The organism is Pseudomonas sp. RW3S2 (assembly GCF_014268955.1).
Lineage (GTDB): Bacteria > Pseudomonadota > Gammaproteobacteria > Pseudomonadales > Pseudomonadaceae > Aquipseudomonas > Aquipseudomonas wayambapalatensis.
Window position 1 is genome coordinate 20,671 of record NZ_JABWRM010000026.1, and the last position, 23,416, is coordinate 44,086.

A 23,416-nucleotide genomic window follows, 5' to 3' on the forward strand; every position below is an offset into this window, starting at 1 on the left:
TGATTGCAAGCGGGCCGCCCGCAGAGCGAGCGGCCCTGTGAAACGAATTGATAGCGTATGGAGTTGACCATGCAGCAAGAATCCCACTCCCACGGCATCGACATGTCGGCCCTGGGCCGCGACAAGCAGAGCCTGCGCCTGGCCGAAGAGACCGTGGCTATCGAAGTCCCGGGCCTGTCGCTGTTCTACGGCGACAAGCAGGCGCTGTTCGATGTACAGATGAACATCCCCAAACAGCGCGTGACCGCCTTCATTGGCCCGTCCGGCTGCGGCAAGTCCACGCTGCTGCGCACCTTCAACCGCATGAACGACCTGGTCGATGGCTGCCGCGTGGAAGGTGCCATCAACCTGTACGGCAACAACATCTACCGCAAGGGCGAGGATGTGGCCGAGTTGCGCCGCCGGGTGGGCATGGTGTTCCAGAAGCCCAACCCTTTCCCCAAGACCATCTACGAGAACGTGGTCTATGGCTTGCGTATCCAGGGGATCAACAAGAAGCGCGTGCTCGACGAAGCGGTCGAGTGGGCGCTCAAGGGCGCGGCGTTGTGGGATGAGGTCAAGGACCGCCTGCACGACTCGGCGCTGGGGCTGTCCGGTGGTCAGCAGCAGCGTCTGGTGATCGCCCGTACCATCGCCGTGGAGCCTGAGGTGCTGTTGCTCGATGAGCCGTGCTCGGCACTGGACCCGATCTCCACGCTGAAGGTCGAAGAGCTGATCTACGAGCTGAAGTCCAAGTACACCATCGTCATCGTGACCCACAACATGCAGCAGGCGGCGCGCGTCTCCGACTACACCGCGTTCATGTACATGGGCAAGCTGATCGAGTTCGGTGATACCGACACGCTCTTCACCAATCCGGCGAAGAAGCAGACCGAAGACTACATTACCGGGCGTTACGGCTAGCAGCGCGGCGATTCGGCGCCCCGACAAGCCCGCTCCTACAGGATTCAGGGACTAAAGAACGATGATCAACAAAGAAAGCCTTACCCATCACATCTCCCAGCAGTTCAACGCCGAACTCGAGGAAGTGCGCAGCCACCTGCTGGCGATGGGGGGCCTGGTCGAGAAGCAGGTCAACGATGCCGTGACCGCGCTGATCGAAGCCGATTCGGGCCTGGCCCAGCAGGTGCGTGAGGTCGATGAACAGATCAACCAGATGGAGCGCAACATCGACGAGGAGTGCGTACGCATCCTCGCCCGTCGCCAGCCGGCGGCGTCCGACCTGCGTCTGATCATCAGCATCTCCAAGTCGGTGATCGACCTGGAGCGCATCGGCGACGAATCGACCAAGATCGCTCGCCGCGCCATTCAGCTGTGCGAGGAAGGCGAGTCGCCCCGTGGCTACGTCGAGGTGCGCCACATCGGCGACCAGGTGCGCAACATGGTCCGTGATGCACTGGACGCCTTCGCCCGTTTCGACGCCGAGCTGGCACTGTCGGTGGCCCAGTACGACAAGACCATCGACCGCGAGTACAAGACCGCGCTGCGCGAGCTGGTCACCTACATGATGGAAGACCCTCGTTCGATCTCGCGGGTGTTGAGCGTCATCTGGGCCCTGCGCTCGCTGGAGCGTATCGGCGACCACGCCCGCAATATCTCGGAGCTGGTGATCTACCTGGTGCGTGGTACCGATGTTCGCCACATGGGCCTCAAGCGCATGAAGGCCGAGGTCCAGGGCGACACCTCCGGCGCTGCCGAAAAGGCTAATGTTCCGGACGAATCGGACGATAAGTAATATTGCTCCCGAGCATCAACGCCCGGCCTCGTCCGGGCGTTTTCGTTTGTGGCAGATACAGCAGGCACCCGCGAACAGTCTTGAAACGTCCCGGCGTGACCAGTGGTTTGGCAAATTGCCATCAGTCGGCGGTATGCTAGTCGGGATTCAAGAGGAGTATCGATGAGTAAAGTCAATGTGCTGGTCGTGGACGATGCGCCGTTCATCCGCGACCTGGTGAGGAAGTGCCTGCGCAATGCCTTCCCGGGCATGGTCATCGAAGACGCGGTCAATGGCCGCAAGGCCATGGCCATGCTGAGCAAGGAACGTTTCGACCTGGTCCTGTGCGACTGGGAGATGCCGGAGATGTCTGGCCTCGAGCTGCTGACCTGGTGCCGTCAGCAGGAAGAAATGAAAGCCCTGCAGTTCATCATGGTGACCAGCCGGGGTGACAAGGAGAACGTGATCCAGGCCATCCAGGCCGGTGTCTCCGACTTCGTCGGCAAGCCGTTCACCAATGAACAGCTGCTGACCAAGGTGAAGAAATCCCTGACCAAGATCGGCAAGCTCGAGGCTCTGGTGGCGGGCGCGCCGTCGCGAGTCAATTCGGCCTTTGCCAACGACTCGCTGAGCGCCCTGACGGGCGGCAAGCCCGAGGCTGTGAAGGTCGCGCCAACGCCTGCACCGACTGCGGCTGCCAAGCCGTTGATCAATGCACCGACGCCACAAAGCGCCGCTGCAGCCGCCCAGAGTGGGCGTGGCCAGGGGCAGTTGCGCCTGTCGAGCGGCATCCAGCCCTGCGTGATCAAGGCCCTGAGCCTCAAGGAAGCGCTGTTGGTGGTGCGCCGCAGTGCTGCGCTGCCGCAGGTGCTCGAAGGCGCGGTGCTCGACCTGGAGCAGGGCGAGAGCGCCGAGGTGGCGCGCTTGAACGGTTACTTGCACGCCATCGCTGCGCTCGAACCCAAGCCTGAGAGCGACTGGTTGCAACTGACGTTCAAGTTCGTCGATCAGGATGCTCAGAAGCTCGATTACCTGTCGCGATTGATCGCCCGCGGGACTGCGCAGAAGCACTTCACTCCGGGCGGTTGATCCGCTGTTCCACCTCCCTGCAGGAGCGGCACAAGGCCCCTCCTGCAGAAGTCGGGTCGGCCACCCGACCAACTGTCATCCCCCCGGTGTAACCCGCTGCTAGGCTCAAGACATAATAACTGTCAAAAAGCCACCATCATGCGCGCCTGCCTGCTGCTGTCCCTGCTCGTGGCTTCGGCACCGGGCATGGCCATGACCCTCTACAGCACCACCGACACCTTCGGCGTGGCGTCCTATTCCTATCAGCCCAGCCCTGGTGCACGGGCAATGGCGCTGCGCGAGCCGATGGTCGAACGTCTCGACGATCAAGTCCGCCTGCATCCCGAGGCACTGGTTGGCGGTGTGCGTTTTTCGGCGCGCAATGACCTGTTCGCACCCGTGGAGGTCGAGCTGCGTCTGGAAGGCCTGGTCAACGCGCGCGACGGCAATGCTCCGCGTCTCGTTCGACGTGTGCTGGCGCCGCGTTCCACGCAGGTGCTGAGCGTGGTGATGGCGCGTCCGGGCAGCCAGCTGAAATACCGGGCCAAGCTACGCCATGCCATGGGCGACCCCGCTCAGCGCCCGCAGGCGTATCGCTACCCGTTCCCTTGGCGCGGCGGGCCGTTCCGGTTGAGTCAGGGGCCCAATGGGCGCTACAGCCATTTCGGCCCCAAGGGGCGCTACGCCATGGACATCGCCATGCCCGAAGGCACACCGATCATCGCCGCCAGGGGCGGGGTGGTGGTGAAGATGGAGAATCGTCAGACCGGACGCGGTAACAATCCTTCTGGCAACTTCGTACGCATCCTGCACGCAGACGGCACCATGGGTGTCTATCTGCACCTGATGCGTGGGTCAGTGGTGGTAGCCGAAGGGCAACGCGTGGCGCAGGGGGAGGTGCTGGGCAAGTCAGGCAACACCGGCAACAGCAGTGGGCCGCACCTGCATTTCGTGGTGCAGCGCAATGTGGGGCTGGCGCTGGAGTCGATTCCCTACCGCTTCGACCGTCCGATTGGCGGGTTGCCGGACTTCACGGCAGGGAATCCTTGAACAGCGCTGTCAATCGAGCTTCAGCACCTTGGCCAGGACGATCTTCGGCCCTTTCATCTTCTTGATGATGATGCGCAGGCCTTCGACTTCCAGCACTTCCTCTTCCTCGGGCACGCGCTTGAGCGACTCGTAGACCAGGCCGGCGAGGGTCTCGGCCTCGATATGGTCAAGGTCGATGCCCAGCAGGCGTTCGACCTTGAACAGCGGCGTGTCGCCCCGCACCAGCAGCTTGCCCGGCTGGTAGGCGAGGATGCCGCGTTCGGCCTTGCGGTGTTCGTCCTGGATATCGCCGACCAGCACTTCCAGCACGTCTTCCATGGTCAGGTAGCCGATCACCTTGCCATCGGCTTCCTCGACCAGCACGAAGTGGGCACCGCCCTTGCGGAACTGTTCGAGCAACTGCGACAGCGGCATGTGTCGCGATACGCGCTCCAACGGTCGGGCCAGGTCTTCCAGATCGATGGTTTCAGGGAGGTGGTCCAGTTCGGCCAGCTCCAGCAGCAGGTCCTTGATGTGCAGCAGGCCGGTGAACTCTTCGCGCTCGGCGTCGTACACCGGGTAGCGGCTGAACTTGTGGCGGCGGAACATCGCCAGGATGTTCTTCAGCGGTGCCTTGGCGTCGAGCACCACCATGTCTTCACGGGAGTTGGCCCAGTCGACCACCTCCAGCTCGCCCATTTCCACCGCCGAGGCCAGCACGCGCATGCCTTGGTCGCTTGGGTCCTGGCCGCGGCTGGAGTGCAGGATCAGCTTGAGCTCTTCACGGCTGTAGTGGTGTTCATGGTGCGGCCCGGGCTCGCCCTGGCCGGCGATGCGCAGGATGGTGTTGGCGCTGGCGTTGAGCAGGTAGATCGCTGGATACATCAGCCAGTAGAACAGGTACAGCGGCACTGCCGTCCATAGCGAAAGCAGCTCGGGCTTGCGGATCGCCCAGGATTTGGGTGCCAGCTCGCCGACCACGATGTGCAGGTACGAGATCACGAAGAAGGCGACGAAGAACGACACGGCCTTGATCAGTTCCGGGCTGTCGACGCCCAGGTAGGCCAGCAGCGGTTCGAGCAGGTGGGCGAAGGCCGGCTCTCCGACCCAGCCCAGGCCCAGCGAGGCCAGGGTGATGCCCAATTGGCAGGCCGACAGGTAGGCGTCGAGCTGGTTGTGTACTTTGCGCAGGATGCTGCCGCGCCAGCCGTGCAGCTCGGCGATGGATTCGACGCGGGTAGAGCGCAGCTTGACCATGGCGAACTCGGCGGCAACGAAGAAGCCGTTGAGCACTACCAGGAACAGGGCAAAGAGAATCATGCCGAAATCGGCGAATACAGAGGCGAGGCTGATACCAGGGGAAGGGTCCATGATGGAGTTTTTACGGGGTCCGTCTTTGAAAGAGAGAGAAAAAAAGTGCCAGCTCTAGCTGGCACAGGGGATCCAATGTAGCGGCTGAAGCTGCAAAAGCAAAGGGGATGCTTTTTGCCGTGGGGATTCTCAGCTGCGATTTGCCGCCAATTGTGCCGGCGCAAAATGACAGGTGAACGTGCTGCCATGCCCCGGCACGCTGCTGATTTCAAGCTTGGCGCGATGGCGCATCAGCACATGCTTGACGATCGCTAGGCCCAGCCCGGTGCCGCCGGTGTTGGAGGCGCGGCTGGAGTCGACGCGGTAGAAGCGTTCGGTCAGGCGCGGCAGGTGCTTGGCGTCGATGCCCACCCCCGAGTCCTGCACGCTCAGGTGTGCCCCTTGCTCGTCGGCCCACCAGCGGATGCGAATGGTGCCTTCCTCCTGGGTGTACTTGACTGCATTGAACACCAGGTTGGAGAAGGCGCTGCGCAGTTCCGACTCGCTGCCTTTCAGGCGCAGGCCCGGCGCGGCTTCCAGCGAGATGTTCTGGCGCTTGGGCCCGGACAGCGCCTGCGCGTCGCCCTTGATCGACTGCAGCAGGGTATCCACCGCCACCGGCTGGTTGTCCGAGGGATAGTCGGTCGCTTCCAGCTTGGCCAGCAGCAACAGGTCGTTGAGCAGGGTCTGCATGCGCGAGCCTTGCTGGCTCATCTGCTGCAGCGCACGGGCCCAGCGTGGGTTCACGTCTTCGACGTTGTCCAGCAGGGTTTCGAGGTAGCCGGTGATCACCGTCAGCGGGGTGCGCAGTTCGTGGGAGACGTTGGCGACGAAGTCCTTGCGCATCTGTTCGAGCTGGTGGATGCGGGTCACGTCGCGCACCAGCATCAGGTGCTCGTTGTTGCCGTAGCGGGTGATGTGCAGTTGCACGCGCAGGTGGTCATTGATCGGCGAGGGGATTTCCAGCGGTTCGACGTAGTTTTCCGCTTCGAAGTATTCCTTGAAGCGCGGATGACGGACCAGGTTGGTGACCGGTTGTCCGCCATCCTGGGGCGTCTTGAAGCCCAGCAGGGTCTCGGCGGCGCGGTTCCACCACTCCAGGTTGCCATCGCTGTCGAGCATGATCACCGCATCGCGCAGGGCAGCGGTGGACTCCTGAACCCGGTCGATCACCGCTTGCAGGCGCCCGCGGACACGCTGGTCGCGGCGCTGCAGGTGATAGATGCTGTCGAACACTTCGCCCCACAGCCCGTAGCCGTCCGGTGGCGCTTCGTCGGGCTGGTGGTTGCGCAGCCATTCGTGCAGGCGCAGCAACTGCTTGAGGGTCCAGCCCAGGTACAGCGCCAGGCCAACCGCCAGGCTCCAGCCGTATTGCCCGCTGACCAGCCCGCCGAGCATGCAGACGCTGATCAGCAGGAGCAGGTGGCGAATCAGGGTCGCGTGCCAGTTCGGGTTCAATTCACAGTCCTTGTACAGCGGCTTGCAGCGAAGCGTGCGGGCGTGTCAGCTCTTGGTCGAGAAACGGTAGCCGGTGCCGCGGACGGTTTGTACCAGATTTTCGTAGGCCTCACCCAGTGCCTTGCGCAGACGACGGATGTGCACGTCGACGGTGCGCTCCTCGACATAGACGTTGCCGCCCCAGACCTGGTCGAGCAGCTGGCCACGGGTGTAGGCGCGCTCCTGGTGGGTCATGAAGAACTGCAGCAGGCGGTACTCGGTCGGGCCCATCTCGGCGGGTTTGCCGTCGATGGTCACGCGGTGGCTGATCGGGTCGAGCAGCAGGCCGCCGACTTCGATCGGTGCCTCGCTGTCGCTCGGGCCGGTGCGGCGCAGCACGGCCTTGAGGCGGGCCACCAGCTCGCGGGGCGAGAACGGCTTGGTGATGTAGTCGTCGGCGCCGACTTCCAGGCCCTGGATCTTGTTGTCCTCTTCGCCCTTGGCGGTGAGCATGATGATCGGGATGTCCCCGGTCAGCTCGTCGCGCTTGAGGCGGCGTGCCAGTTCGATGCCGGAGGTGCCGGGCAGCATCCAGTCCAGCAGGATCAGGTCCGGCTTGCGGTCGACGATGATGGCGTGGGCCTGCTGGGAGTTCTCTGCCTCGAGGCAGTCGTAGCCGGCCATTTCCAATGCAACGGCGATCATCTCGCGAATAGGCGCTTCGTCGTCGACGATCAGAATGTTCCTGCCAACCATGCTCAAAACTCTCCCATCTATGGTGTCTTGGCCCGCATTAGATAACGGAATTATTGCAGCTGTGTGACAAGGCGTTGGCCGTTCTGGCGACATTGCGTGACTGGGCTAGGCTTCACAAGGCCGCTGCGGCGGTGTTCTCCCTCCTTCCCCCGACACGATGGTGATTCCAATGACACGACATACGCTGAGCTGGATGGCCCTTTTCGCTGCGCTGGCATTGCCGGGGGTGGCGTCGGCGCACCATGCGATGGAGAAGGACGGCATGTGGGTCGACCATGCCGGCATGACCCTGTACACCTTCGACAAGGATGCCGGAGGCAAGTCGATGTGCAACGGTGAATGCGCAACCAACTGGCCGCCGCTGCTGGTCAAGGCCGAGGATGAAGCTGCCAAGGACAAGTGGACGGTGATCGAGCGGGATGATGGCAAGAAGCAGTGGGCTTACGACGGCAAGCCGCTGTACACCTTCATCAAGGACAAGAAAGCCGGAGACAAGACCGGTGATGGCGTGAAGGACGTCTGGCATATCGCCAAACCCTGAAGCGTGCGCGGACTCTGTGGGTGCAACTGTCTTGCTCAAAAATCTGAGGCCTGCCCAATCCCCTGTGGGAGCGGGTTTACCCGCGAAAAAGACACCGCGCTGCATGGCACGGGCTACGCCCGTGTTCGCGGGACAAGCCCGCTCCCACAGGGATTGGGCAGGCCTCAGATTTTGAGCAAGACAGTTGCTCTTGCCCTCAGCGCAGCGCGTAATCCAGCACCACGCCGATGAAGATCAACAGCCCCGCCCAGTGATTGTGCAGGAACGCCTTGAAGCAGGCATCGCGATCCAGCGTACGGGTCGACCAGAACTCCCAGGCGAAGCAGGCCAGGGCGCCCAGCAGCCCCAGGTGGAACCAGCCCCCCAGTTCGAAGCGATTGCCGGCCAGCAACAGGCAGCCGAGCGACAGCACCTGCAAGGTCAGGATGATCACCCGATCGGCCTCGCCGAACAGGATCGCCGTGGATTTCACGCCGATCTTCAGGTCGTCGTCGCGATCGACCATCGCATAGTAGGTGTCGAAGGCTACCGTCCACAGCAGGTTGGCGATATACAACAGCCAGGCCGCTGCTGGCAGCTCACCTCCCGCGGCCGTGAAGGCCATGGGAATGCCCCATGAATAGGCGGCACCCAGCACCACCTGCGGGTAGTAGGTGTAGCGCTTCATGAACGGGTAGCAGAACGCCAGGGCAACGCCGCCAAACGAAAGCCACACGGTGCTGGCGTTGGTGCACAGCACCAGCAGGAAACTTATTCCGGTCAGCACCACGAACAGCATCACCGCCTCGCGCGGCTTTACCCGGCCGCTGGCCAGGGGGCGGTCGGCGGTGCGCTTGACGTGGCCATCGACCTTGCGGTCGGCGAAGTCATTGATCGCGCAGCCCGCCGCGCGCATCAACGCTACTCCGAGGCCGAAGATCAGCACGTTGGCCAGGGTTGGTGCACCCTTGGCAGCGATCCACACCGCCGCCAGCGTGGGCCACAGCAACAGGTAGATGCCGATGGGGCGATCCAGGCGGCTGAGCTGGACGAAGTCCCAGGCCCTGGGGTGCAGGCGGTTGAGCGACTTGAGCAGGTGCAGGTACATCAGGGCGATACCTCCTTGTCCGCCTGCCACATCGCGGGCAGGAATACCTCGGCGACCAGCAGGTCCAGGCCATCGCGCTCGAAGCGCGAGCGGCGGCCCCAGAGGCTGGCGCTGGCCACTTCCGTCGGCAACCACGCCTGTGGGTACGTGCACACCTCGATGGGATGGCGAATGAACGCCTGGTCGCAGAACAGCAGTTCGCCGAGCGAGCGGCTGCCCAGGGTTTCCAGGTCGAGGCCGCCGCGCTCCAAGGCCTCGCGGCTGGCGACGCTGCGGGCAAATACCCAGGGCCGGTCATAGCCACGCAGATAGACTTCACGCACCCAGCCCTGCGCGCCTGGCGCAAGATCCAGGGCAAGGCATTCGTCGTCACGCAGTGGCTGCCAGCCTTCGAACAGCGGCGTCACGCAGAAGTGGTCGTGGGAGAGGCGGGTCAGGCGACGAGTCAGGGAGCCTTCGTCGAACAGCCAGTCGAGGGTGCGCTGGTCGAGGTCGCTCGCCAGCTGTGGATACGCCAGCCACGCGACAGCGGCTGCTTGCGGGGATTCGTACGACACGTCGGTATGCTTGTTACATCCAGAGAGGCGGCGAGCTTAGCATGATTGCCGGGTTTGCTTGCATACTGCCGGCCGGGCCAGTACAAAGCCCGTCATGAATTGCGCGGTGAGTCCTTCGCGGCAAAGGGCCATCAGCAGCAACACAACGCCTGACCGAGGAACCCTGATGAAGAAGTGGCAATGCATTGTTTGTGGGCTGATCTACGACGAAGCCGAGGGCTGGCCGGACGACGGGATCGCTCCGGGCACCCGTTGGGAAGACGTGCCGGAAGACTGGCTGTGCCCCGACTGCGGTGTAGGCAAGAGCGACTTCGAAATGATCGCCATCGGCTGATCGACGACCCCCTGCAAGAGGAAGCACGACATGACGTCCCCCGTGGTGATCATCGGCACAGGCCTTGCGGGCTACAACCTGGCCCGGGAGTTTCGCAAGCTCGACGCTGACACGCCGCTGTTGCTGATCACTGCCGACGACGGTCGCTCTTATTCCAAGCCCATGCTTTCCACCGGCTTTGCCAAGCACAAGGACGCCGACGGCCTGTGCATGGCCGAGCCGGGAGCCATGGCCGAGCAGCTCAAGGCCGAGATTCGTACTCATACCCGCATCAGCGGCATCGATCCTGGCCACAAGCGCCTGTGGATCGGCGAGGAGGCGGTGCCCTACCGCGACCTGGTGCTGGCTTTGGGCGCGCAGACGGTACAGGTGCCGGTCGAGGGCGACGGCGCCGAGCTGGTTTTTCCGATCAACGACCTGGAAGACTACGCGCGCTTTCGTGCCGCCGCTGTCGGCAAGCGGCGCGTGCTGCTGCTCGGTGCCGGGCTGATCGGCTGCGAGTTTGCCAACGACCTCACGTTGGGTGGCTACCAGTGCGACGTGGTGGCGCCCTGTGAGCAGGTGATGCCGACCCTACTGCACCCCGCCGCCGCCAAGGCGGTGCAGGCAGGCCTGGAAGCCTTGGGTGTGCGTTTCCACCTGGGGCCGGTGCTGACTCGTCTGCAACGCTCGGGCGATGGCCTGGAGGCTCACTTGTCCGATGGCCGAACGATTGTCTGCGACCTGGTGGTCTCGGCCGTCGGCCTGCGACCGCGTACAGACCTTGCCGCCGCTGCCGGGCTGCAGGTCAATCGTGGCGTGGTGGTGGATCGCCAGCTGCGCACCTCCCACGCCAACATCTTCGCCCTGGGTGACTGCGCCGAAGTGGAGGGCATCAACCTGCTCTACGTCATGCCGCTGATGGCCTGCGCCCGCGCGCTGGCGCAGACGCTGGCCGGCAACACCACGGCTGTGAGCTACGGTCCGATGCCTGTCACGGTAAAGACGCCCGCGTGTCCGCTGGTGGTTTCGCCACCCCCGATGGGCCGGGAGGGCACCTGGCAGGTCGAAGGGCAGGGCAGCGACCTGAAAGTGCTGTGCTACGGCGCTGATGGCCAATTGCTGGGTTATGCCCTAACGGGCTCGGCGGTGATGGAAAAGCTGGCGCTGAATCGGCAGCTTCCGCCGCTTATGGCCTGAATGCCGTTCGAACTGTCGCATTTGGCCTGTCCTTGGCGCGACAATGGCCGCCCAGACACTGGCGCGGCCTCGGTGAGCGTGCCATTCTCACTTCCGTCTGCCGCAGATTAGAGCCTGCGGCGCCTTGGGCGCTGCTTTCGCAGGTAGCACGGCATAACAACAAAAATCCCGTCAAAGAGGCTTCACTATGCGTAAACCAGAACTCGCCGCCGTCATCGCCGAAAAGGCCGATCTGACCAAGGAAAAGGCCAATCAGGTGCTGAACGCGATTCTCGACAGCATCACTGGCGCGCTCGACAAGGATACCGTCACCCTGGTCGGGTTCGGCACCTTCGAGAAGCGTCACCGCGGCGCGCGCACCGGCAAGAACCCACAGACCGGTCAACCGGTGAAGATCAAGGCCAGCAACACTGTTGCCTTCAAACCTGGCAAGAACCTGCGTGACAGCGTCAACGCTCCCGCCAAGCCAGCCAAGAAAGGCAAGTGATCGATTCCTGACACCCCAGTGTCATCCGAACGGGCGCCCCAGGGCGCCCGTTGTGCGTTCTGGCGTATGGAAACGATGTGGCGAGCTGGCGTAAAAAGTTTAAGAAAGGGATAAACTGCGAGCTTCAGTCATATTTCAATCGAGGCGCGTTGATGAAGTTTCGCTTTCTTCTCTGGGCCATGGGTCTGCTGATGGCCAGGGCCAGCCGCAACAACCCGGCTTTCCAGCAGCAACTGCGCGACAAGGACCTGGTGTTCCAGATGCAGACCTTGGACGGCAAGGTGGCCCGGCATTTCACGGTGAGTGGTGAGCGCATCAGCAGCAAGGGTGGCCTGCACCCACAGCCGGCCTTTGCCATTGCCTTCAAGGATGCCGCGGTCGGCTTTGCCACCCTGCAGGCTGGCAACAAGCAGTTGGCGTTCATGCAGGGGATTCAGGACAAGAACATCCAGATCAAGGGCAACCCGGCACTGGTGATCTGGTTCCAGGGGCTGATGAAGTACCTCAAACCTCGCAAGAAGAAGGGCTGATTCGGCCTGTGCAGGAACGGGAAACCCCGCTCCTGCCAGTCAGTGCGGCGCCTGGAACTGCGATGCCAACTCGCGCAGCAACGCTTCGGCTTCCAGTACCTTGCTGACCACGTCCTCCGCCTTGTCGCGCGTCAGCCCCAGGCGTTCGAGCAGCGCATCCGGAATCTCTTCCTGCGGCCCTGAACCGATGCCCCGCGAACGCAGCAGCGACGTGGCCAGGCACACGAGGTTCGGGTAGGCCGAATACTCGCCTTCATAGCTTGGGTCATGCTGGAAGCGCAGCGCTGCAGACAGCTCGTCCGGCATGTCCCACAGTTTCATCAGCCAGGCGCCGATCTGCTCGCGGCTGATGCCCAGCAGGTGCTGCTCGACATAGCTGTGGTACAGGTGCGGGTTGACCTCAAGATGACGACAGATCAGCGAGAAATGCGGCGGGAACACGTGGGCCAGCAGCAGATAGCCGAAGTTGTGCAGCAGCCCCGCCAGGTAGGTGAGGCCGGCTTCGGGGCGTTCGGCGCGCGGCATGGCGCGGGTCAGGCCTTCGATCACTGCGGCCGTGTAGATCGACTGCTGCCAGTAAGGCGTGGCTTGTTGCGGGTGATCTTTCGGCAGGCTCAGGGTCTTGCCCAGGGCCAGGCCCAGCGCCAGGTTGATCACCAGGTCGAAGCCCAGCACGCGAACGATGGCATCTTCCACCGAGCGGATCTTGCCGGGTGACGCGTAGTAGGGCGATGCAGCCCAGCTGACCACCTGGGCGGCCAGTGCCGGGTCGGTTTCGACCACGCCGGTGATGTCGTCGACGCTGGCGTTGGGGTCGACGCGCAGCTTGATGATCTTCTGCGCGGTGTCGGCCAGCGGCGGGATCTCGATGGTCTGCTCCAGGCGCTGCTGGATGCGTCGGGCAGTGAAGGCCTGGACCGCGTTGGAGATTTCCTTGGTGTCGTCGTGGGGGCGGTCGAGGTTGCGCTGGATACTTTCGACTTCAAGGCCAAAGCTGCCTGCAGTGGCCTTGCTCAGCATGCGCTTGAAATTGTCGCGGGCGATCTCGAGCAGCAGGCCCACCTCGCCGGACTGGATCAGCAGCGAGTCGGCGTCCAGCAGCCGCTCATCGTACAGGCACGGCGAACTGGTCAGGGCCGGGATAGCCGGCAACGCCTTGAGCTGGTGCTTGTCGAGCATCTTCTTCAGACGCTCCAGCGGCACGGCCTTGAGTGTGCGACCGGTCAGCTCTTCCAGGCGCTTCAGGTCCAGCAGGTGGCTCTGGGGGAACAGCACCATGAGCGCGCCGACTTCGTCGTCCAGCAGAACGGCCTGGACGCGCGATTTCGCGGGCAGCCGCGGGTGTTCGGACACCTCGCGATAGACTACGCCGAGCTTGTCCAGCAGCAGTCGGATGACCGACGGAGCGTGCGGGGTTGCGGTGTCCAAGGCCACTTCAGTCATGGTCTGTTTCCAAAGGTGTCTTTTTAAACGCGAAGTATAACCATCCTGAGCCCCGAACTGGGGCACGAATGGGACCGGCGTCACACTTGGCCGTATTGTTGGCCGTGACGCAGCCACCGATCCAGCAGCGGGCTGACATGATCGGGCCAGCGTGCCAGCAATGCCTGTGCGGCGTCGCGTACCGCGGGCAGCAGGTCGGCGTCACGCATCAGGTCGGCGACCTTGAATTGCAGCAGGCCGGTCTGGCGGGTGCCGAGCATTTCGCCGGGGCCGCGCAGCTCGAGATCCTTCTCGGCGATGATGAAGCCATCGTTGGTCTCGCGCATGATCCCTAAGCGTTCGCGGCCGATCTGCGACAGTGGCGGGTGATAGAGCAGCACGCAATGGCTGACTGCGCTGCCCCGACCGACCCGGCCACGCAACTGGTGAAGCTGGGCCAGGCCCAGGCGCTCAGGGTTTTCGATGATCATCAGGCTGGCGTTGGGCACGTCCACCCCCACTTCGATCACCGTGGTGGCCACCAGCAGTTGCAGATGGCCGGCCTTGAATTCGGCCATCACTGCGGCTTTTTCCGCAGGTTTCATGCGCCCGTGGATCAGGCCCACACGGAGCTCGCCGAGCGCGCTGCCAAGCTCTTCGAACGTACTCTCGGCGGCCTGGCAGGTCAGTTCTTCGGATTCTTCGATCAGGGTGCACACCCAGTAGGCCTGGCGCCCTTCGGCGCAGGCAGCGCGGACCCGCTCGACCACCTCGAAGCGGCGGCTGTCGGCCACCAGCACGGTATTGACCGGCGTTCGACCAGGCGGCAGCTCATCAAGAATGGAGGTGTCGAGATCGGCGTAGGCGCTCATGGCAAGGGTACGCGGGATGGGAGTGGCGGTCATGATCAACTGGTGCGGGCACAGTGTGCCGTTCACACCCTTCTTGCGCAGGGCCAGCCGTTGCTGCACGCCGAAACGGTGCTGTTCGTCGATGATCGCCAGGGCCAGGTGGCGAAACTTCACTTCCTCCTGGAACAGCGCATGGGTGCCGACCACCATGGGGGCGCCGCCGGCGATCTGCTCCAGCGCACTGGCGCGGGCCTTGCCCTTGAGCTTGCCGGCCAGCCAGGCGACTTCTATGCCCAAGGGTTCGAGCCAGCGCTTGAAGGTGATGTAGTGCTGTTCGGCGAGGATCTCGGTAGGCGCCATCAGCGCGACCTGGTAACCGGCCTCCAACGCCTGCAGCGCTGCCAGCGCAGCAACCACGGTCTTGCCGGCACCCACGTCACCTTGCACCAGGCGCATCATCGGTTCTGGCTGGCTGAGGTCGTAGGCGATCTCGTTGCCGACCCGCTGCTGGGCACCGGTGGGGCTGAATCCGAGGTTGGCCAGGTATTGTCCGGGCAGGCGGCTGGCCTTGGGCAGCACCGGGGCTCGCAGGGCGCGCAGGCTCTCACGCAGGCGCTGCTGGGAGAGCTGGTGCGTGAGCAGTTCCTCGAACGCGAGGCGGTGCTGGGCCCAGTGCTGGCCTTCGGCAAGCTCGTCGAGGTCGGCGTCGGCGGGTGGGTTGTGCAGATAGCGAATGGCGTCGTCCAGTGGCGCCAGGTGATAGTCGCGGGCCAGCTCATCCGGCAGCCAGTCGGGCAGGCTACGCGGGCCGAGCTTGCTCAGGCTGAGCTGGCAGAGCAGGCGCAGACGCTGCTGGGTGAGGCCTTCGGTGGTCGGGTAGATCGGGGTGAGCGTCTGCTCGACCGGCGGTGGCGGCTCGTCGCCGTTGAGCGCGCGGTATTCCGGATGATAGATCTCAAGGCCAGAGGCGCCGGGGCGTGCTTCACCGTAGCAGCGCAGGTGGGTGCCACGCTTGAGGCCTTCTTTCTGCGCGTTGCTGAAGTGATAGAAGCGCAGGCTCAGCACGCCCGTGCCGTCGCCCAGGCGCACTACCAAGCTGCGGCGCTTGCCCATGGTCACGTCGGCACCGCTGACCACGCCTTCGATCACGGCATCCTGACCCGGACGCAGGGCGCCGATCGGTACGACGCGGGTGCGATCCTGATAGCGCAGTGGCAGGTGGAACAGCAAGTCCTGCAGGCTTTCCAGGCCGACCTTGGCGAGTTTTTCCGCCATGGCCTCGCCGACGCCCTTGAGCTCTGTGACCGGGACCTTCGACAACTCCGTCATGGCATCAGGCCGGCTGTGGCGCAGGCGCCTTGGCGACCGAACAGAGGCGGATCGAGTCGGCGAGGATCTCGATGGCCTTTGGCCGTGGGAAGCTGGCGCGCCAGGCGATGGCCACGGTTCGGAACGGTGCAGGCGCTGTCAGTGGACGCACTTCGATGACGCCCGGGGCGTAGTGATGGCTGTGCACCGCCGACAACGGCAGGATCGAAACACCCAGGCCCGAGGCGACCATATGCCGGATGGTCTCCAGCGAGCTGGATTCGACCGTGGTGTGCTTCGAAGCATCGTTACCCTTGTTCAACGTCGGGCAGGCTTCGAGCACCTGGTCGCGGAAGCAGTGACCCTCGCCAAGCAGCAGCAGGCTCTTGTCGTTGAGCAAGGCGGTGTCGATGGTCTTCTTGGCGGTCCAGGGGTGGTCGGCCGGCATCAGCGCACAGAACGGCTCATCGTACAGCGGCAGCGTCAGCACGTCGGCCTCGTTGAACGGCAGCGCGATGATCACCGCGTCCAGTTCGCCGTTGCGCAGTTTCTCGCGCAGCACGTGGGTGAAGTTCTCTTCGATGTACAGCGGCATCTGCGGGGCGACCCGGTGCAGCTGTGGAATCAGGTGCGGGAACAGGTAGGGGCCGACGGTATAGATGGCGCCGACCTTCAGCGGTGCGGTGAGCTGGTTCTTGCCGGCCTGGGCCAGTTCGCGAATGCCCTGGGCCTGCTCGAGCACCTTCTGCGCCTGGGCGACGATGCTTTCGCCGACCGGTGTCAGGCGCACGGCGCTCTTGCTGCGTTCGAAGATCAGCACGCCCAGCTCGTCCTCAAGCTTCTTCACCCCGACCGACAGGGTCGGCTGGCTGACGTGGCAACGTTCGGCGGCGTGGCCGAAGTGCTGCTCCTGAGCGAGTGTGACGATGTAGCGGAGTTCAGTGAGGGTCATAACGTGCGTCCATGAAGTTGCGGCCCCAGCATAGCGGGTGCAATCGATAGACGCACGTTATCAGACTTGCGGTTTTGTGACAGATGCAATGTATCAGCGCTTGTCCAACGAGTAGACGAAGGGCGCCACTACCTCGATCGTGCCATTGTTCAACAACTCCGCAGGCGGCTTGGGTACCGTGCCGGCGCGGCGGATCATGTCCATCGTCGCGCGGTCCAGTGCAGCACTGCCTGAGCCTCCGGCCAATGAATACGACAGCACCTTGCCTTCGGCATCGACCACGAAGCGCAGTCGGTTGATCCCTTGCAGGCCACGGCGACGCGCGTCTTCCGGGTACCTCTTGTACTTCGCCAGGTGACGCAGCAGGTCGCTTTGCCACGTCGGCAGGGCGTTGCTGTTGGAGGCGATACTCGGCTGCGGCGCTGCCGATTTCTGCGGCGGCGCGTTGCTGGGCGCGGTATCGGCCACTTGTTCCTTGGCCGGTGGTTCGTCCTTCGGCGGCTCAGGCTTTTTCTCGGGCTTGGGCGGCTGGGGCTTGGCCTTCGGCTTGGGCGGCTTCGGGATCGCGATTTTCGGTTTCGGAGCCTCCACCAGCTTGGGCAGCGGTGGCTCTTCGACCGGCGCAGGCGGCTGTGGAGCCGCTTTCGGTGGTGGCGGTGGCGCGGGCTCTGGGATCGGCGCCAGCTCGACCATCATCGCTGCCGGCGGCAGCTCGATAGCCTGGGGCACCGACCAGTTGAGCGTCAGCACTACGGCGATCACGTGCACACCGAGCACGGCTGCGAGGCTGCCACCGTAGCGCACCAGGTTGGAGCGCTTGTTCGTCATTTCTTGGCTGCCGTCTCGAGTCCGACCAGACCGACCTTGAGGTAGCCGGCCGCGCGCATGGTGTTCATCACTTCCATCAGGTCGCCGTAGTCAACACCCTTGTCGGCCTGGAAGAAGATGGTGGTTTCCTTGTCGCCCTTGGTCTTGGCGTCGAGCATCGCGCCAAGCTGTTCGGGCAGGGGCACCGCGTCATCGCCGACGTACAGCTTCTTGTCGGCCTTGACGCTGACGAACACCGGTTTCTCGGGCCTCGGTGCAGGTTTTGCGGTCGAGGCCGGCAGGTCGACCTTGATGTCGACCGTCGCCAGTGGTGCGGCAACCATGAAGATGATCAGCAGTACCAGCATCACGTCGATGAACGGCGTGACGTTGATTTCGTGGTTCTCGGCGAGGTCGTCGCCACCTTCGTTGAGATGCAGGCCCATGGCTTACCCCACTTTCACCATGTGCGGGGCGGCGCGCTCGCCAGCCTGATGGTCCAGGTCACGGCTGACCAGCAGCAGGACCTGCGCCGAGGCGTCGGAGACCTGCGCCTTGTAGCCGGCGATGGAACGGGCGAAGACGTTGTAGATGACCACGGCCGGGATCGCGGCGACCAGGCCCAGGGCGGTGGCCAGCAGGGCTTCGGCGATGCCTGGGGCAACGACGGCGAGGTTGGTGGTCTGGGTCTTGGCGATGCCGATGAAGCTGTTCATGATGCCCCACACGGTGCCGAACAGGCCGACGAATGGCGCGGTGGAGCCGATGGTGGCGAGCACGCCGGTGCCGCTGCTCATGTTGCGACCGCTGGCGGCGACCAGACGCTCCAGGCGGAAGCTGACACGTTCCTTGATGCCTTCCTTCTCGCGGGCGTTGGCCGACAGGCGCATTTCCTCGAGGGCGTCGTGGACCAGGGTGTGGGCCAGGGTGCCTTCCTTTTGGGCGACGCTGCTGGCTTCTTTCAGGCTGGCGGACTTCTTCAGCAGGGCGATTTCACTGCGCAGGCGACGCTTGGCGCCCATCAGCTCGAAGCCCTTGGCGATCCAGATGGTCCAGGTGATGATGGAGGCGATGACCAGGCCGATCATCACCGCCTTCACGACGATATCGGCGTTCTTGTACATCCCCCATGGGGACAGGTCGTGGGCCATGCCCAGCGAGGTGTCCTCGACCAGCGCTTCGCCGTTCTCGTCTGCTGGCGCCTGGGCCTCGGCGGGCTCAGCGGCGTTGGCAGGTGCCTGGCCGGTGGCGGCCGGGTCAGCCGGAGCGACTGCAGCAGGAGGGGTAGCGCCGTTGGCGGCAGGCTCTTCAGCCATGGCGGCCGGGGCCAGCACCAGGCTGAACAGCAGCGCGGCGATGGCGCGCCAGGCGCGCGACGTGGTTGGCGAAGCGGAAGGTTGAGTACGAGTCATGCTGGCCGGACCTGATGAAGAAAAATAAGGTGGTGTTCTCCATGGCCTCGAGGCGGGCCGAGAACTGATCAGGGCGCCATTATTGCAAGTAATTCTTGTTAACAAAAGTAATAGAGTAACTTTTTTTACGCCTTGGATAGCCGCTGATCGTCTAATACGGCTAGCCTGGGTCTTTCGTTATGGAGTGAAGTGATGTCGGATCTGTCCGCGATGATCGTAGGTTGTGGTGATGTAGGCAGCCGCCTGGCCCGGCAACTGCTTGCCCGCGGCTGGCAGGTGCATGGGCTGCGCCGCACGGTGGGACAACTGCCTGCAGGCGTTCTGCCGGTGGCGGCCGATCTGTCCGACGCCAGTGTTCCTGCCGCCTGGCCCGAGCGTTCGCCGGACTACCTGGTGTATTGCGTGGCGGCCAGCCAGCACGATGAGGCCGGTTATCGGGCCGCCTATGTCGAGGGTTTGCGCAACGTACTGGCCTGGCTGGCGCACAAAGGGCAACGCCCGCGCCGCTTGCTGTTCGTGTCCAGCAGCAGTGTCTATGCGCAGCAGGACGGCGAGTGGGTCGAGGAAGGTGCGGCCACCGAGCCCGAGGGGTATTCGGGGCGGATCATGCTGGAGGCCGAACGCCTGGCGCTCGAGAGCGGGATTCCCGCCAGCGTGGTGCGCCTGACGGGTATCTATGGTCCCGGCCGCGAATGGCTGCTGAGCCAGGTGCGCCAGGGATACCGGGTGGTCGAGGAGCCACCGCTGTACGGCAATCGCATTCATGCCGAGGACGCGGCCGGGTTGCTGGCGTTCCTGCTGCAGGCTGACGCGGAAGGCGTGGAGCTGCAGGACTGCTACATCGGTGTCGACGACGATCCAGCCCCGCTGGCCGAGGTGGTGGCCTGGCTGCGTCAGTACATGGGCGTTACCGAGTGGTCGGACGAGCAGCGCGTGCGCCGCACCGGCAGCAAGCGCTGCAGCAATGCGCGGGCACGGGCGCTGGGCTGGGTGCCGCAGTATGCGAGCTACAAGGAAGGGTACGCGGCGATCCTGAAAGGCTGAAGCCAAGCCTCCACACCACCGGTGTCGAGGCTGGCCGGGTATCCCTGTGGGAGCGGCGGTTCGGCGCCCCGACTTGCCCGCGAATCGGATACCGCGCTGCATGGCACCGGCTTCGCCGGTGATCGCGGGACAAGCCCGCTCCCACAGGGATTGGGCTGGCTGTCAGATTCTGGACGAGACAATTGCTCCTGCAAGTAGCGGATCAGTCGCGCTCAAGCACCCACTGCCGCGCGCCAGCCGCGAGTTCTGGCATTTCGTCGGGCTGCGCGCGGTTGACCGCGCGGAAGATCTCCAGCTTGTCGTCATCACGCTTGAACACCCAGGGGGCGCCGCGTTGGTCGCGCTCCAGCCAGAGGCTGTCGTTGTCGCCGCCCATGGACGCGCAATCTCCGGCCAGGCACAGGGCGTAACGGTCCAGATCGGGCAGGCCGGTCACGCCGCCGTCGTCGGCGAAGCGGACCTTGGCGCCCTGGCCCGGGCCTTCGACGATTTTCCATTCACCGCCCAGGTATGCCTTGTACAGCGCCTTCTCGAAGCTGCCGCCCAGTGGGGCGTCGGCCGGTGTCGGGGGCTTGCTGCGCACGAAGGTCTGTTTGGCGCCGGAGGTATCGGTCGTTTGCAATTCGTCGCCGTCGAGGCTCAATCGCTCGCTCTGGCCGCCTTCGAAATTGGCTTGCCATTGTTTGTCCGCCGCGACGAGGCTGCCCTCGGCGGCTTCGAAGCCATTGCTGTAGCGAGCTTGCTGGCTGGCGACGTCGATCTTCCATTCGAACACCGGGCCATGGCTGGAGAGCGCCTTGCGCAAGCTGTCGCCCTTGACGGCGGCGTCGATGGCATCCTGGTTGATCCAGGTGCCGTTGAAATCTTCAGGTTTGTGGCTGGCGCAGCCGCCCAGAAGCAGGGCTGCCAGCGCGAGAGGCAGGGCATGACGCATGGTGGGAACCTTCAGGAAGGGAAGGCGACAGGCCGGGCGCCTGCCGCCTGGGCATCACTCGATGACGAGGATGGCGTCCATCTCGACTTGCGAGCCCTTGGGCAGGGCAGCCACGCCGATCGCGGCGCGGGCCGGGTAGGGCTGCTCGAAGTAGCGGCCCATGACCTCATTGACCTTGGCGAAGTGGCTCAGGTCGGTGAGGAAGATGTTCAGCTTGACGATATCCTTGAACGAACCGCCAGCGGCCTCGGCAACAGCCTTGAGGTTTTCGAAGACTTGCACGGTCTGTGCCTCGAAGCCTTCAACCAGCTCCATGGTCTTGGGGTCCAACGGAATCTGGCCCGACATGTAGACGGTGTTGCCGGCCTTGATCGCCTGGGAGTAGGTGCCGATGGCGGCAGGGGCCTTGTCGCTGTTGATGACAGTCTTGGTCATGTTGACTCCTTGCGGTTGACGGACTACGCACGCGTTCGGGTGATGCGGACCACGCCGGTCAGGGTGCGCAGCTTCTTGATCACGCGAGCCAGGTGCACGCGGTCGCGCACGCTGACCACCAGTTGGACCACGCTGACGCGACCGTCGCGCTCATCCATGCTGATCTTCTCGATGTTGCCGTCGGCGGCGTTGACGCTGCTGGCCAGCAGGGCGATCAGGCCGCGCTGGTGCTCCAGCTCGACGCGCAGTTCGACGTTGAACTCGCCGGTGACGTCCTTGGCCCAGGAGAGCTGCAGGCACTTCTCCGGGTTGTGCCGGATTTCACTGATGTTGCGGCAGTCTTCCAGGTGGACGACCATGCCCTTGCCCGCCGACAGGTGGCCGACGATGGGGTCCCCCGGGATCGGCGTGCAGCACTTGGCGTAGCTGAGCACCAGGCCTTCTGTGCCGCGAATCGCCAGCGGGCCCTCGGGCGATGGCAGTTGCTCGCCTTCGGCCGACAGCAGGCGGCGTGCGACCACGTAGGCCATTCGGTTACCCAGGCCGATGTCTTCGAGCAGGTCTTCGACGAGCTCCAGACGGTATTCGGTGAGGATGGCCTGGACGCGCTCGTCGGCGATCTTGTCCAGGCTGCTGTCGAAGCCGGTCAGCACTTTGTTCAGCAGGCGTTCGCCGAGGCTGATGGATTCGGAGCGTCGCTGCTGCTTGAGCGCATGGCGAATGTGCGTGCGCGCCTTGCCGGTCACCACGAAGTTGAGCCAGGCCGGGTTCGGGCGTGCGCCCGGGGCGCTGACGATCTCGACCGTCGAGCCACTTTGCAGCGGCTCGGAGAGCGGTGCCAGGCGACGGTTGATGCGGCAGGCGATGCAGCTGTTGCCGACGTCGGTGTGCACCGCGTAGGCGAAGTCGACGGCCGTGGAGCCTTTGGGCAGCTCCATGATCCGGCCTTTGGGGGTGAAGACGTAGACCTCGTCCGGGAACAGGTCGATCTTCACGCTCTCGATGAACTCCAGCGAGTTGCCGGCCCGCTGCTGCAGCTCGAGGATGCCCTTGACCCATTGGCGGGCGCGGGCGTGGCTGCCCTTGGGCTGCTCTTCCTCGTTCGACTTGTACAGCCAGTGCGCCGCGATGCCGTTATTGGCCATCTCTTCCATTTCGCGGGTGCGGATCTGGATTTCGATGGGCACGCCGTGCATGCCGAACAGCGTGGTGTGCAACGACTGGTAGCCGTTGGCCTTGGGAATCGCGATGTAGTCCTTGAAGCGCCCCGGCAGCGGCTTGTACAGGTTGTGCACGGCACCCAGCACGCGGTAGCAGGTGTCGACCTTGTCTACGATGATGCGGAAGGCGTACACGTCCATGATTTCGTTGAAGGCGCGGCGCTTGCCGCGCATCTTCTTGTAGATGCCATAGAGGTGTTTCTGTCGGCCGCTGACCTCGCCCTCGATGCCATCCGCGGCCAGGCAGTTGGCCAGCGAGGTCTCGATCTTGGCGACGATTTCCTTGCGGTTGCCGCGTGCGCTCTTCACCGCTCGGTGAATGAGCGAGGAGCGCATGGGGTGCATGGCCTTGAAGCCCAGGTCCTCGAATTCCACGCGCACGGTGTGCATGCCCAGGCGATTGGCGATGGGGGCGTAGATCTCGAGGGTTTCCTTGGCGATGCGCCGGCGCTTTTCGCCGGATAGCACTTCCAGGGTGCGCATGTTGTGCAGGCGGTCGGCCAGCTTGACCAGGATCACGCGGATATCGCGGGCCATGGCCATGGCCATCTTCTGGAAGTTCTCGGCTTGCGCCTCGGCCTTGGTCTCGAAGTTCATCTGGGTCAGCTTGCTGACCCCGTCGACCAGCTCGGCGACGGTTTCGCCGAACTGCTGGCTGAGAGCTTCCTTGGCGATGCCGGTGTCTTCGATCACGTCGTGCAGCATGGCGGCCATCAGGCTCTGATGGTCCATGTGCATATCGGCGAGAATGCTGGCGACCGCCAGCGGATGGGTCACGTAGGGCTCGCCACTGCGGCGGCGCTGGCCATCGTGTGCCTGCTCGGCATAGAAATAGGCCCGGCGCACCAGATTGACCTGGTCGGGGCCCAGATAGGTCGACAGCCGCTCGGCGAGGGCTTCTATACCCGGCATGGTTTCACCTCTTGCAGAGGAAGAGGATCGTGTGCCGCGCGACGTCGACC

24 protein-coding genes are annotated in these 23,416 nt (G+C 64.0%); 10 read left to right on the forward strand and 14 right to left on the reverse strand.

Annotation, left to right across the window (positions count from 1 at the left end; translation table 11 throughout):
- Positions 1-69: 69 nt before the first annotated feature.
- From pstB to HU748_RS24795, 4 genes are all read left to right on the forward strand, one after another.
- A complete protein-coding gene (gene pstB, locus HU748_RS24780) occupies positions 70-903 on the forward strand; it encodes a phosphate ABC transporter ATP-binding protein PstB (RefSeq protein ID WP_054892955.1) in 834 nt (277 codons plus the stop codon).
- Positions 904-964: 61 nt separating this feature from the next.
- Positions 965-1,735: a phosphate signaling complex protein PhoU gene (gene phoU / locus HU748_RS24785; protein WP_186670095.1), complete on the forward strand. Its 771-nt coding sequence runs from the start codon at positions 965-967 to the stop codon at positions 1,733-1,735.
- Positions 1,736-1,897: 162 nt separating this feature from the next.
- Positions 1,898-2,803: a response regulator gene (locus HU748_RS24790; protein ID WP_186722361.1), complete on the forward strand. Its 906-nt coding sequence runs from the start codon at positions 1,898-1,900 to the stop codon at positions 2,801-2,803.
- 138 nt (positions 2,804-2,941) lie between these two features.
- Complete coding sequence (locus HU748_RS24795; RefSeq protein ID WP_186710097.1) at positions 2,942-3,832, forward strand: M23 family metallopeptidase; 891 nt, start codon at positions 2,942-2,944, stop codon at positions 3,830-3,832.
- Between the two features lie 9 nt (positions 3,833-3,841).
- Here the strand turns inward: HU748_RS24795 and HU748_RS24800 are convergent, their stop codons facing one another.
- From HU748_RS24800 to phoB, 3 genes are all read right to left on the reverse strand, one after another.
- Positions 3,842-5,182, reverse strand: a complete 1,341-nt coding sequence (locus tag HU748_RS24800) for a hemolysin family protein (protein ID WP_186670089.1) — start codon at positions 5,180-5,182, stop codon at positions 3,842-3,844.
- 129 nt (positions 5,183-5,311) lie between these two features.
- Positions 5,312-6,619, reverse strand: coding sequence for a phosphate regulon sensor histidine kinase PhoR (phoR, locus tag HU748_RS24805; protein ID WP_186722363.1), 1,308 nt, complete (start codon positions 6,617-6,619; stop codon positions 5,312-5,314).
- Between the two features lie 45 nt (positions 6,620-6,664).
- Positions 6,665-7,354, reverse strand: coding sequence for a phosphate regulon transcriptional regulator PhoB (gene phoB, locus HU748_RS24810; protein WP_003253341.1), 690 nt, complete (start codon positions 7,352-7,354; stop codon positions 6,665-6,667).
- A 169-nt stretch (positions 7,355-7,523) separates the two neighbouring features.
- Here phoB and HU748_RS24815 point away from each other — a divergent pair, with 169 nt between their 5' ends.
- Complete coding sequence (locus HU748_RS24815) at positions 7,524-7,895, forward strand: hypothetical protein (protein WP_186710929.1); 372 nt, start codon at positions 7,524-7,526, stop codon at positions 7,893-7,895.
- Between the two features lie 196 nt (positions 7,896-8,091).
- Here HU748_RS24815 and ubiA read toward each other — a convergent pair whose 3' ends face one another.
- Together ubiA and HU748_RS24825 are read right to left on the reverse strand one after the other, a co-directional pair.
- Positions 8,092-8,982: a 4-hydroxybenzoate octaprenyltransferase gene (gene ubiA, locus HU748_RS24820; RefSeq protein ID WP_186670083.1), complete on the reverse strand. Its 891-nt coding sequence runs from the start codon at positions 8,980-8,982 to the stop codon at positions 8,092-8,094.
- Complete coding sequence (locus HU748_RS24825) at positions 8,982-9,539, reverse strand: chorismate lyase (protein WP_186722365.1); 558 nt, start codon at positions 9,537-9,539, stop codon at positions 8,982-8,984. The genes ubiA and HU748_RS24825 overlap by 1 nt, the downstream gene beginning before the upstream one ends.
- A 166-nt stretch (positions 9,540-9,705) precedes the next feature.
- Here HU748_RS24825 and HU748_RS24830 point away from each other — a divergent pair, with 166 nt between their 5' ends.
- The 4 genes from HU748_RS24830 (at position 9,706) to HU748_RS24845 (ending at position 12,069) form a co-directional block, all read left to right on the forward strand.
- Positions 9,706-9,873, forward strand: a complete 168-nt coding sequence (locus HU748_RS24830) for a rubredoxin (RefSeq protein WP_011536423.1) — start codon at positions 9,706-9,708, stop codon at positions 9,871-9,873.
- Positions 9,874-9,903: 30 nt separating this feature from the next.
- Positions 9,904-11,052 carry an FAD-dependent oxidoreductase gene (locus HU748_RS24835; RefSeq protein WP_186722367.1) on the forward strand — a complete coding sequence of 383 codons (1,149 nt, stop codon included), beginning with the start codon at positions 9,904-9,906 and terminating at the stop codon, positions 11,050-11,052.
- 187 nt (positions 11,053-11,239) lie between these two features.
- Positions 11,240-11,539: an HU family DNA-binding protein gene (locus HU748_RS24840; protein WP_016394014.1), complete on the forward strand. Its 300-nt coding sequence runs from the start codon at positions 11,240-11,242 to the stop codon at positions 11,537-11,539.
- 152 nt (positions 11,540-11,691) lie between these two features.
- The gene (locus tag HU748_RS24845; RefSeq protein ID WP_186722369.1) at positions 11,692-12,069 is read left to right on the forward strand and encodes a helicase; all 378 of its coding nucleotides are present in this window, start codon (positions 11,692-11,694) and stop codon (positions 12,067-12,069) included.
- A gap of 39 nt (positions 12,070-12,108) precedes the next feature.
- On the opposite strand, the gene HU748_RS24850 is transcribed toward HU748_RS24845, so the two are convergent.
- The 6 genes from HU748_RS24850 to exbB form a co-directional block, all read right to left on the reverse strand.
- Positions 12,109-13,512, reverse strand: a complete 1,404-nt coding sequence (locus HU748_RS24850) for an aminoacyl-tRNA deacylase and HDOD domain-containing protein (RefSeq protein WP_186670075.1) — start codon at positions 13,510-13,512, stop codon at positions 12,109-12,111.
- 80 nt (positions 13,513-13,592) lie between these two features.
- A complete protein-coding gene (recG, locus tag HU748_RS24855) occupies positions 13,593-15,671 on the reverse strand; it encodes an ATP-dependent DNA helicase RecG (RefSeq protein WP_186670073.1) in 2,079 nt (692 codons plus the stop codon).
- A gap of 4 nt (positions 15,672-15,675) precedes the next feature.
- On the reverse strand, positions 15,676-16,602 hold the full coding sequence (locus HU748_RS24860) for a hydrogen peroxide-inducible genes activator (protein ID WP_054894878.1): 927 nt from the start codon (positions 16,600-16,602) through the stop codon (positions 15,676-15,678).
- Positions 16,603-16,695: 93 nt separating this feature from the next.
- A complete protein-coding gene (locus tag HU748_RS24865) occupies positions 16,696-17,430 on the reverse strand; it encodes an energy transducer TonB (protein WP_186670071.1) in 735 nt (244 codons plus the stop codon).
- Positions 17,427-17,855: a TonB system transport protein ExbD gene (exbD, locus tag HU748_RS24870; RefSeq protein WP_186670069.1), complete on the reverse strand. Its 429-nt coding sequence runs from the start codon at positions 17,853-17,855 to the stop codon at positions 17,427-17,429. The genes HU748_RS24865 and exbD overlap by 4 nt, the downstream gene beginning before the upstream one ends.
- A 3-nt stretch (positions 17,856-17,858) precedes the next feature.
- The gene (gene exbB / locus HU748_RS24875; protein ID WP_186722371.1) at positions 17,859-18,821 is read right to left on the reverse strand and encodes a tonB-system energizer ExbB; all 963 of its coding nucleotides are present in this window, start codon (positions 18,819-18,821) and stop codon (positions 17,859-17,861) included.
- Between the two features lie 192 nt (positions 18,822-19,013).
- On the opposite strand from exbB, the gene HU748_RS24880 reads away from it, so the two are divergent.
- Positions 19,014-19,865, forward strand: a complete 852-nt coding sequence (locus tag HU748_RS24880; protein WP_186710927.1) for an SDR family oxidoreductase — start codon at positions 19,014-19,016, stop codon at positions 19,863-19,865.
- A 202-nt stretch (positions 19,866-20,067) separates the two neighbouring features.
- Here HU748_RS24880 and HU748_RS24885 read toward each other — a convergent pair whose 3' ends face one another.
- From HU748_RS24885 to spoT, 3 genes are read right to left on the reverse strand one after another with little or no spacing between them, the layout of a single operon-like run.
- Positions 20,068-20,799, reverse strand: coding sequence for a hypothetical protein (locus tag HU748_RS24885; RefSeq protein WP_186670063.1), 732 nt, complete (start codon positions 20,797-20,799; stop codon positions 20,068-20,070).
- 54 nt (positions 20,800-20,853) lie between these two features.
- Positions 20,854-21,234 (reverse strand): RidA family protein, encoded by a 381-nt coding sequence (locus tag HU748_RS24890; RefSeq protein ID WP_029612280.1) that lies wholly within the window; start codon positions 21,232-21,234, stop codon positions 20,854-20,856.
- 23 nt (positions 21,235-21,257) lie between these two features.
- Complete coding sequence (spoT, locus tag HU748_RS24895; RefSeq protein ID WP_186670062.1) at positions 21,258-23,366, reverse strand: bifunctional GTP diphosphokinase/guanosine-3',5'-bis pyrophosphate 3'-pyrophosphohydrolase; 2,109 nt, start codon at positions 23,364-23,366, stop codon at positions 21,258-21,260.
- Positions 23,367-23,416 lie beyond the last annotated feature (50 nt).

What these genes read in the sequence shown, in the direction of transcription:
- spoT (WP_186670062.1), bottom strand. Translation starts at nt 23,366, where the DNA reads ATGCCGGGTATAGAAGCCCTCGCCGAGCGGCTGTCGACCTATCTGGGC.
- recG (WP_186670073.1), bottom strand. Translation starts at nt 15,671, where the DNA reads ATGACGGAGTTGTCGAAGGTCCCGGTCACAGAGCTCAAGGGCGTCGGC.
- HU748_RS24830 (WP_011536423.1), top strand. Translation starts at nt 9,706, where the DNA reads ATGAAGAAGTGGCAATGCATTGTTTGTGGGCTGATCTACGACGAAGCC.
- HU748_RS24860 (WP_054894878.1), bottom strand. Translation starts at nt 16,602, where the DNA reads ATGACCCTCACTGAACTCCGCTACATCGTCACACTCGCTCAGGAGCAG.
- phoB (WP_003253341.1), bottom strand. Translation starts at nt 7,354, where the DNA reads ATGGTTGGCAGGAACATTCTGATCGTCGACGACGAAGCGCCTATTCGC.
- HU748_RS24800 (WP_186670089.1), bottom strand. Translation starts at nt 5,182, where the DNA reads ATGGACCCTTCCCCTGGTATCAGCCTCGCCTCTGTATTCGCCGATTTC.
- HU748_RS24795 (WP_186710097.1), top strand. Translation starts at nt 2,942, where the DNA reads ATGCGCGCCTGCCTGCTGCTGTCCCTGCTCGTGGCTTCGGCACCGGGC.
- HU748_RS24890 (WP_029612280.1), bottom strand. Translation starts at nt 21,234, where the DNA reads ATGACCAAGACTGTCATCAACAGCGACAAGGCCCCTGCCGCCATCGGC.
- HU748_RS24840 (WP_016394014.1), top strand. Translation starts at nt 11,240, where the DNA reads ATGCGTAAACCAGAACTCGCCGCCGTCATCGCCGAAAAGGCCGATCTG.
- phoU (WP_186670095.1), top strand. Translation starts at nt 965, where the DNA reads ATGATCAACAAAGAAAGCCTTACCCATCACATCTCCCAGCAGTTCAAC.
- HU748_RS24885 (WP_186670063.1), bottom strand. Translation starts at nt 20,799, where the DNA reads ATGCGTCATGCCCTGCCTCTCGCGCTGGCAGCCCTGCTTCTGGGCGGC.
- ubiA (WP_186670083.1), bottom strand. Translation starts at nt 8,982, where the DNA reads ATGTACCTGCACCTGCTCAAGTCGCTCAACCGCCTGCACCCCAGGGCC.
- HU748_RS24835 (WP_186722367.1), top strand. Translation starts at nt 9,904, where the DNA reads ATGACGTCCCCCGTGGTGATCATCGGCACAGGCCTTGCGGGCTACAAC.
- HU748_RS24865 (WP_186670071.1), bottom strand. Translation starts at nt 17,430, where the DNA reads ATGACGAACAAGCGCTCCAACCTGGTGCGCTACGGTGGCAGCCTCGCA.
- exbD (WP_186670069.1), bottom strand. Translation starts at nt 17,855, where the DNA reads ATGGGCCTGCATCTCAACGAAGGTGGCGACGACCTCGCCGAGAACCAC.
- HU748_RS24850 (WP_186670075.1), bottom strand. Translation starts at nt 13,512, where the DNA reads ATGACTGAAGTGGCCTTGGACACCGCAACCCCGCACGCTCCGTCGGTC.
- HU748_RS24815 (WP_186710929.1), top strand. Translation starts at nt 7,524, where the DNA reads ATGACACGACATACGCTGAGCTGGATGGCCCTTTTCGCTGCGCTGGCA.
- exbB (WP_186722371.1), bottom strand. Translation starts at nt 18,821, where the DNA reads ATGACTCGTACTCAACCTTCCGCTTCGCCAACCACGTCGCGCGCCTGG.
- pstB (WP_054892955.1), top strand. Translation starts at nt 70, where the DNA reads ATGCAGCAAGAATCCCACTCCCACGGCATCGACATGTCGGCCCTGGGC.
- HU748_RS24790 (WP_186722361.1), top strand. Translation starts at nt 1,898, where the DNA reads ATGAGTAAAGTCAATGTGCTGGTCGTGGACGATGCGCCGTTCATCCGC.
- HU748_RS24845 (WP_186722369.1), top strand. Translation starts at nt 11,692, where the DNA reads ATGAAGTTTCGCTTTCTTCTCTGGGCCATGGGTCTGCTGATGGCCAGG.
- HU748_RS24880 (WP_186710927.1), top strand. Translation starts at nt 19,014, where the DNA reads ATGTCGGATCTGTCCGCGATGATCGTAGGTTGTGGTGATGTAGGCAGC.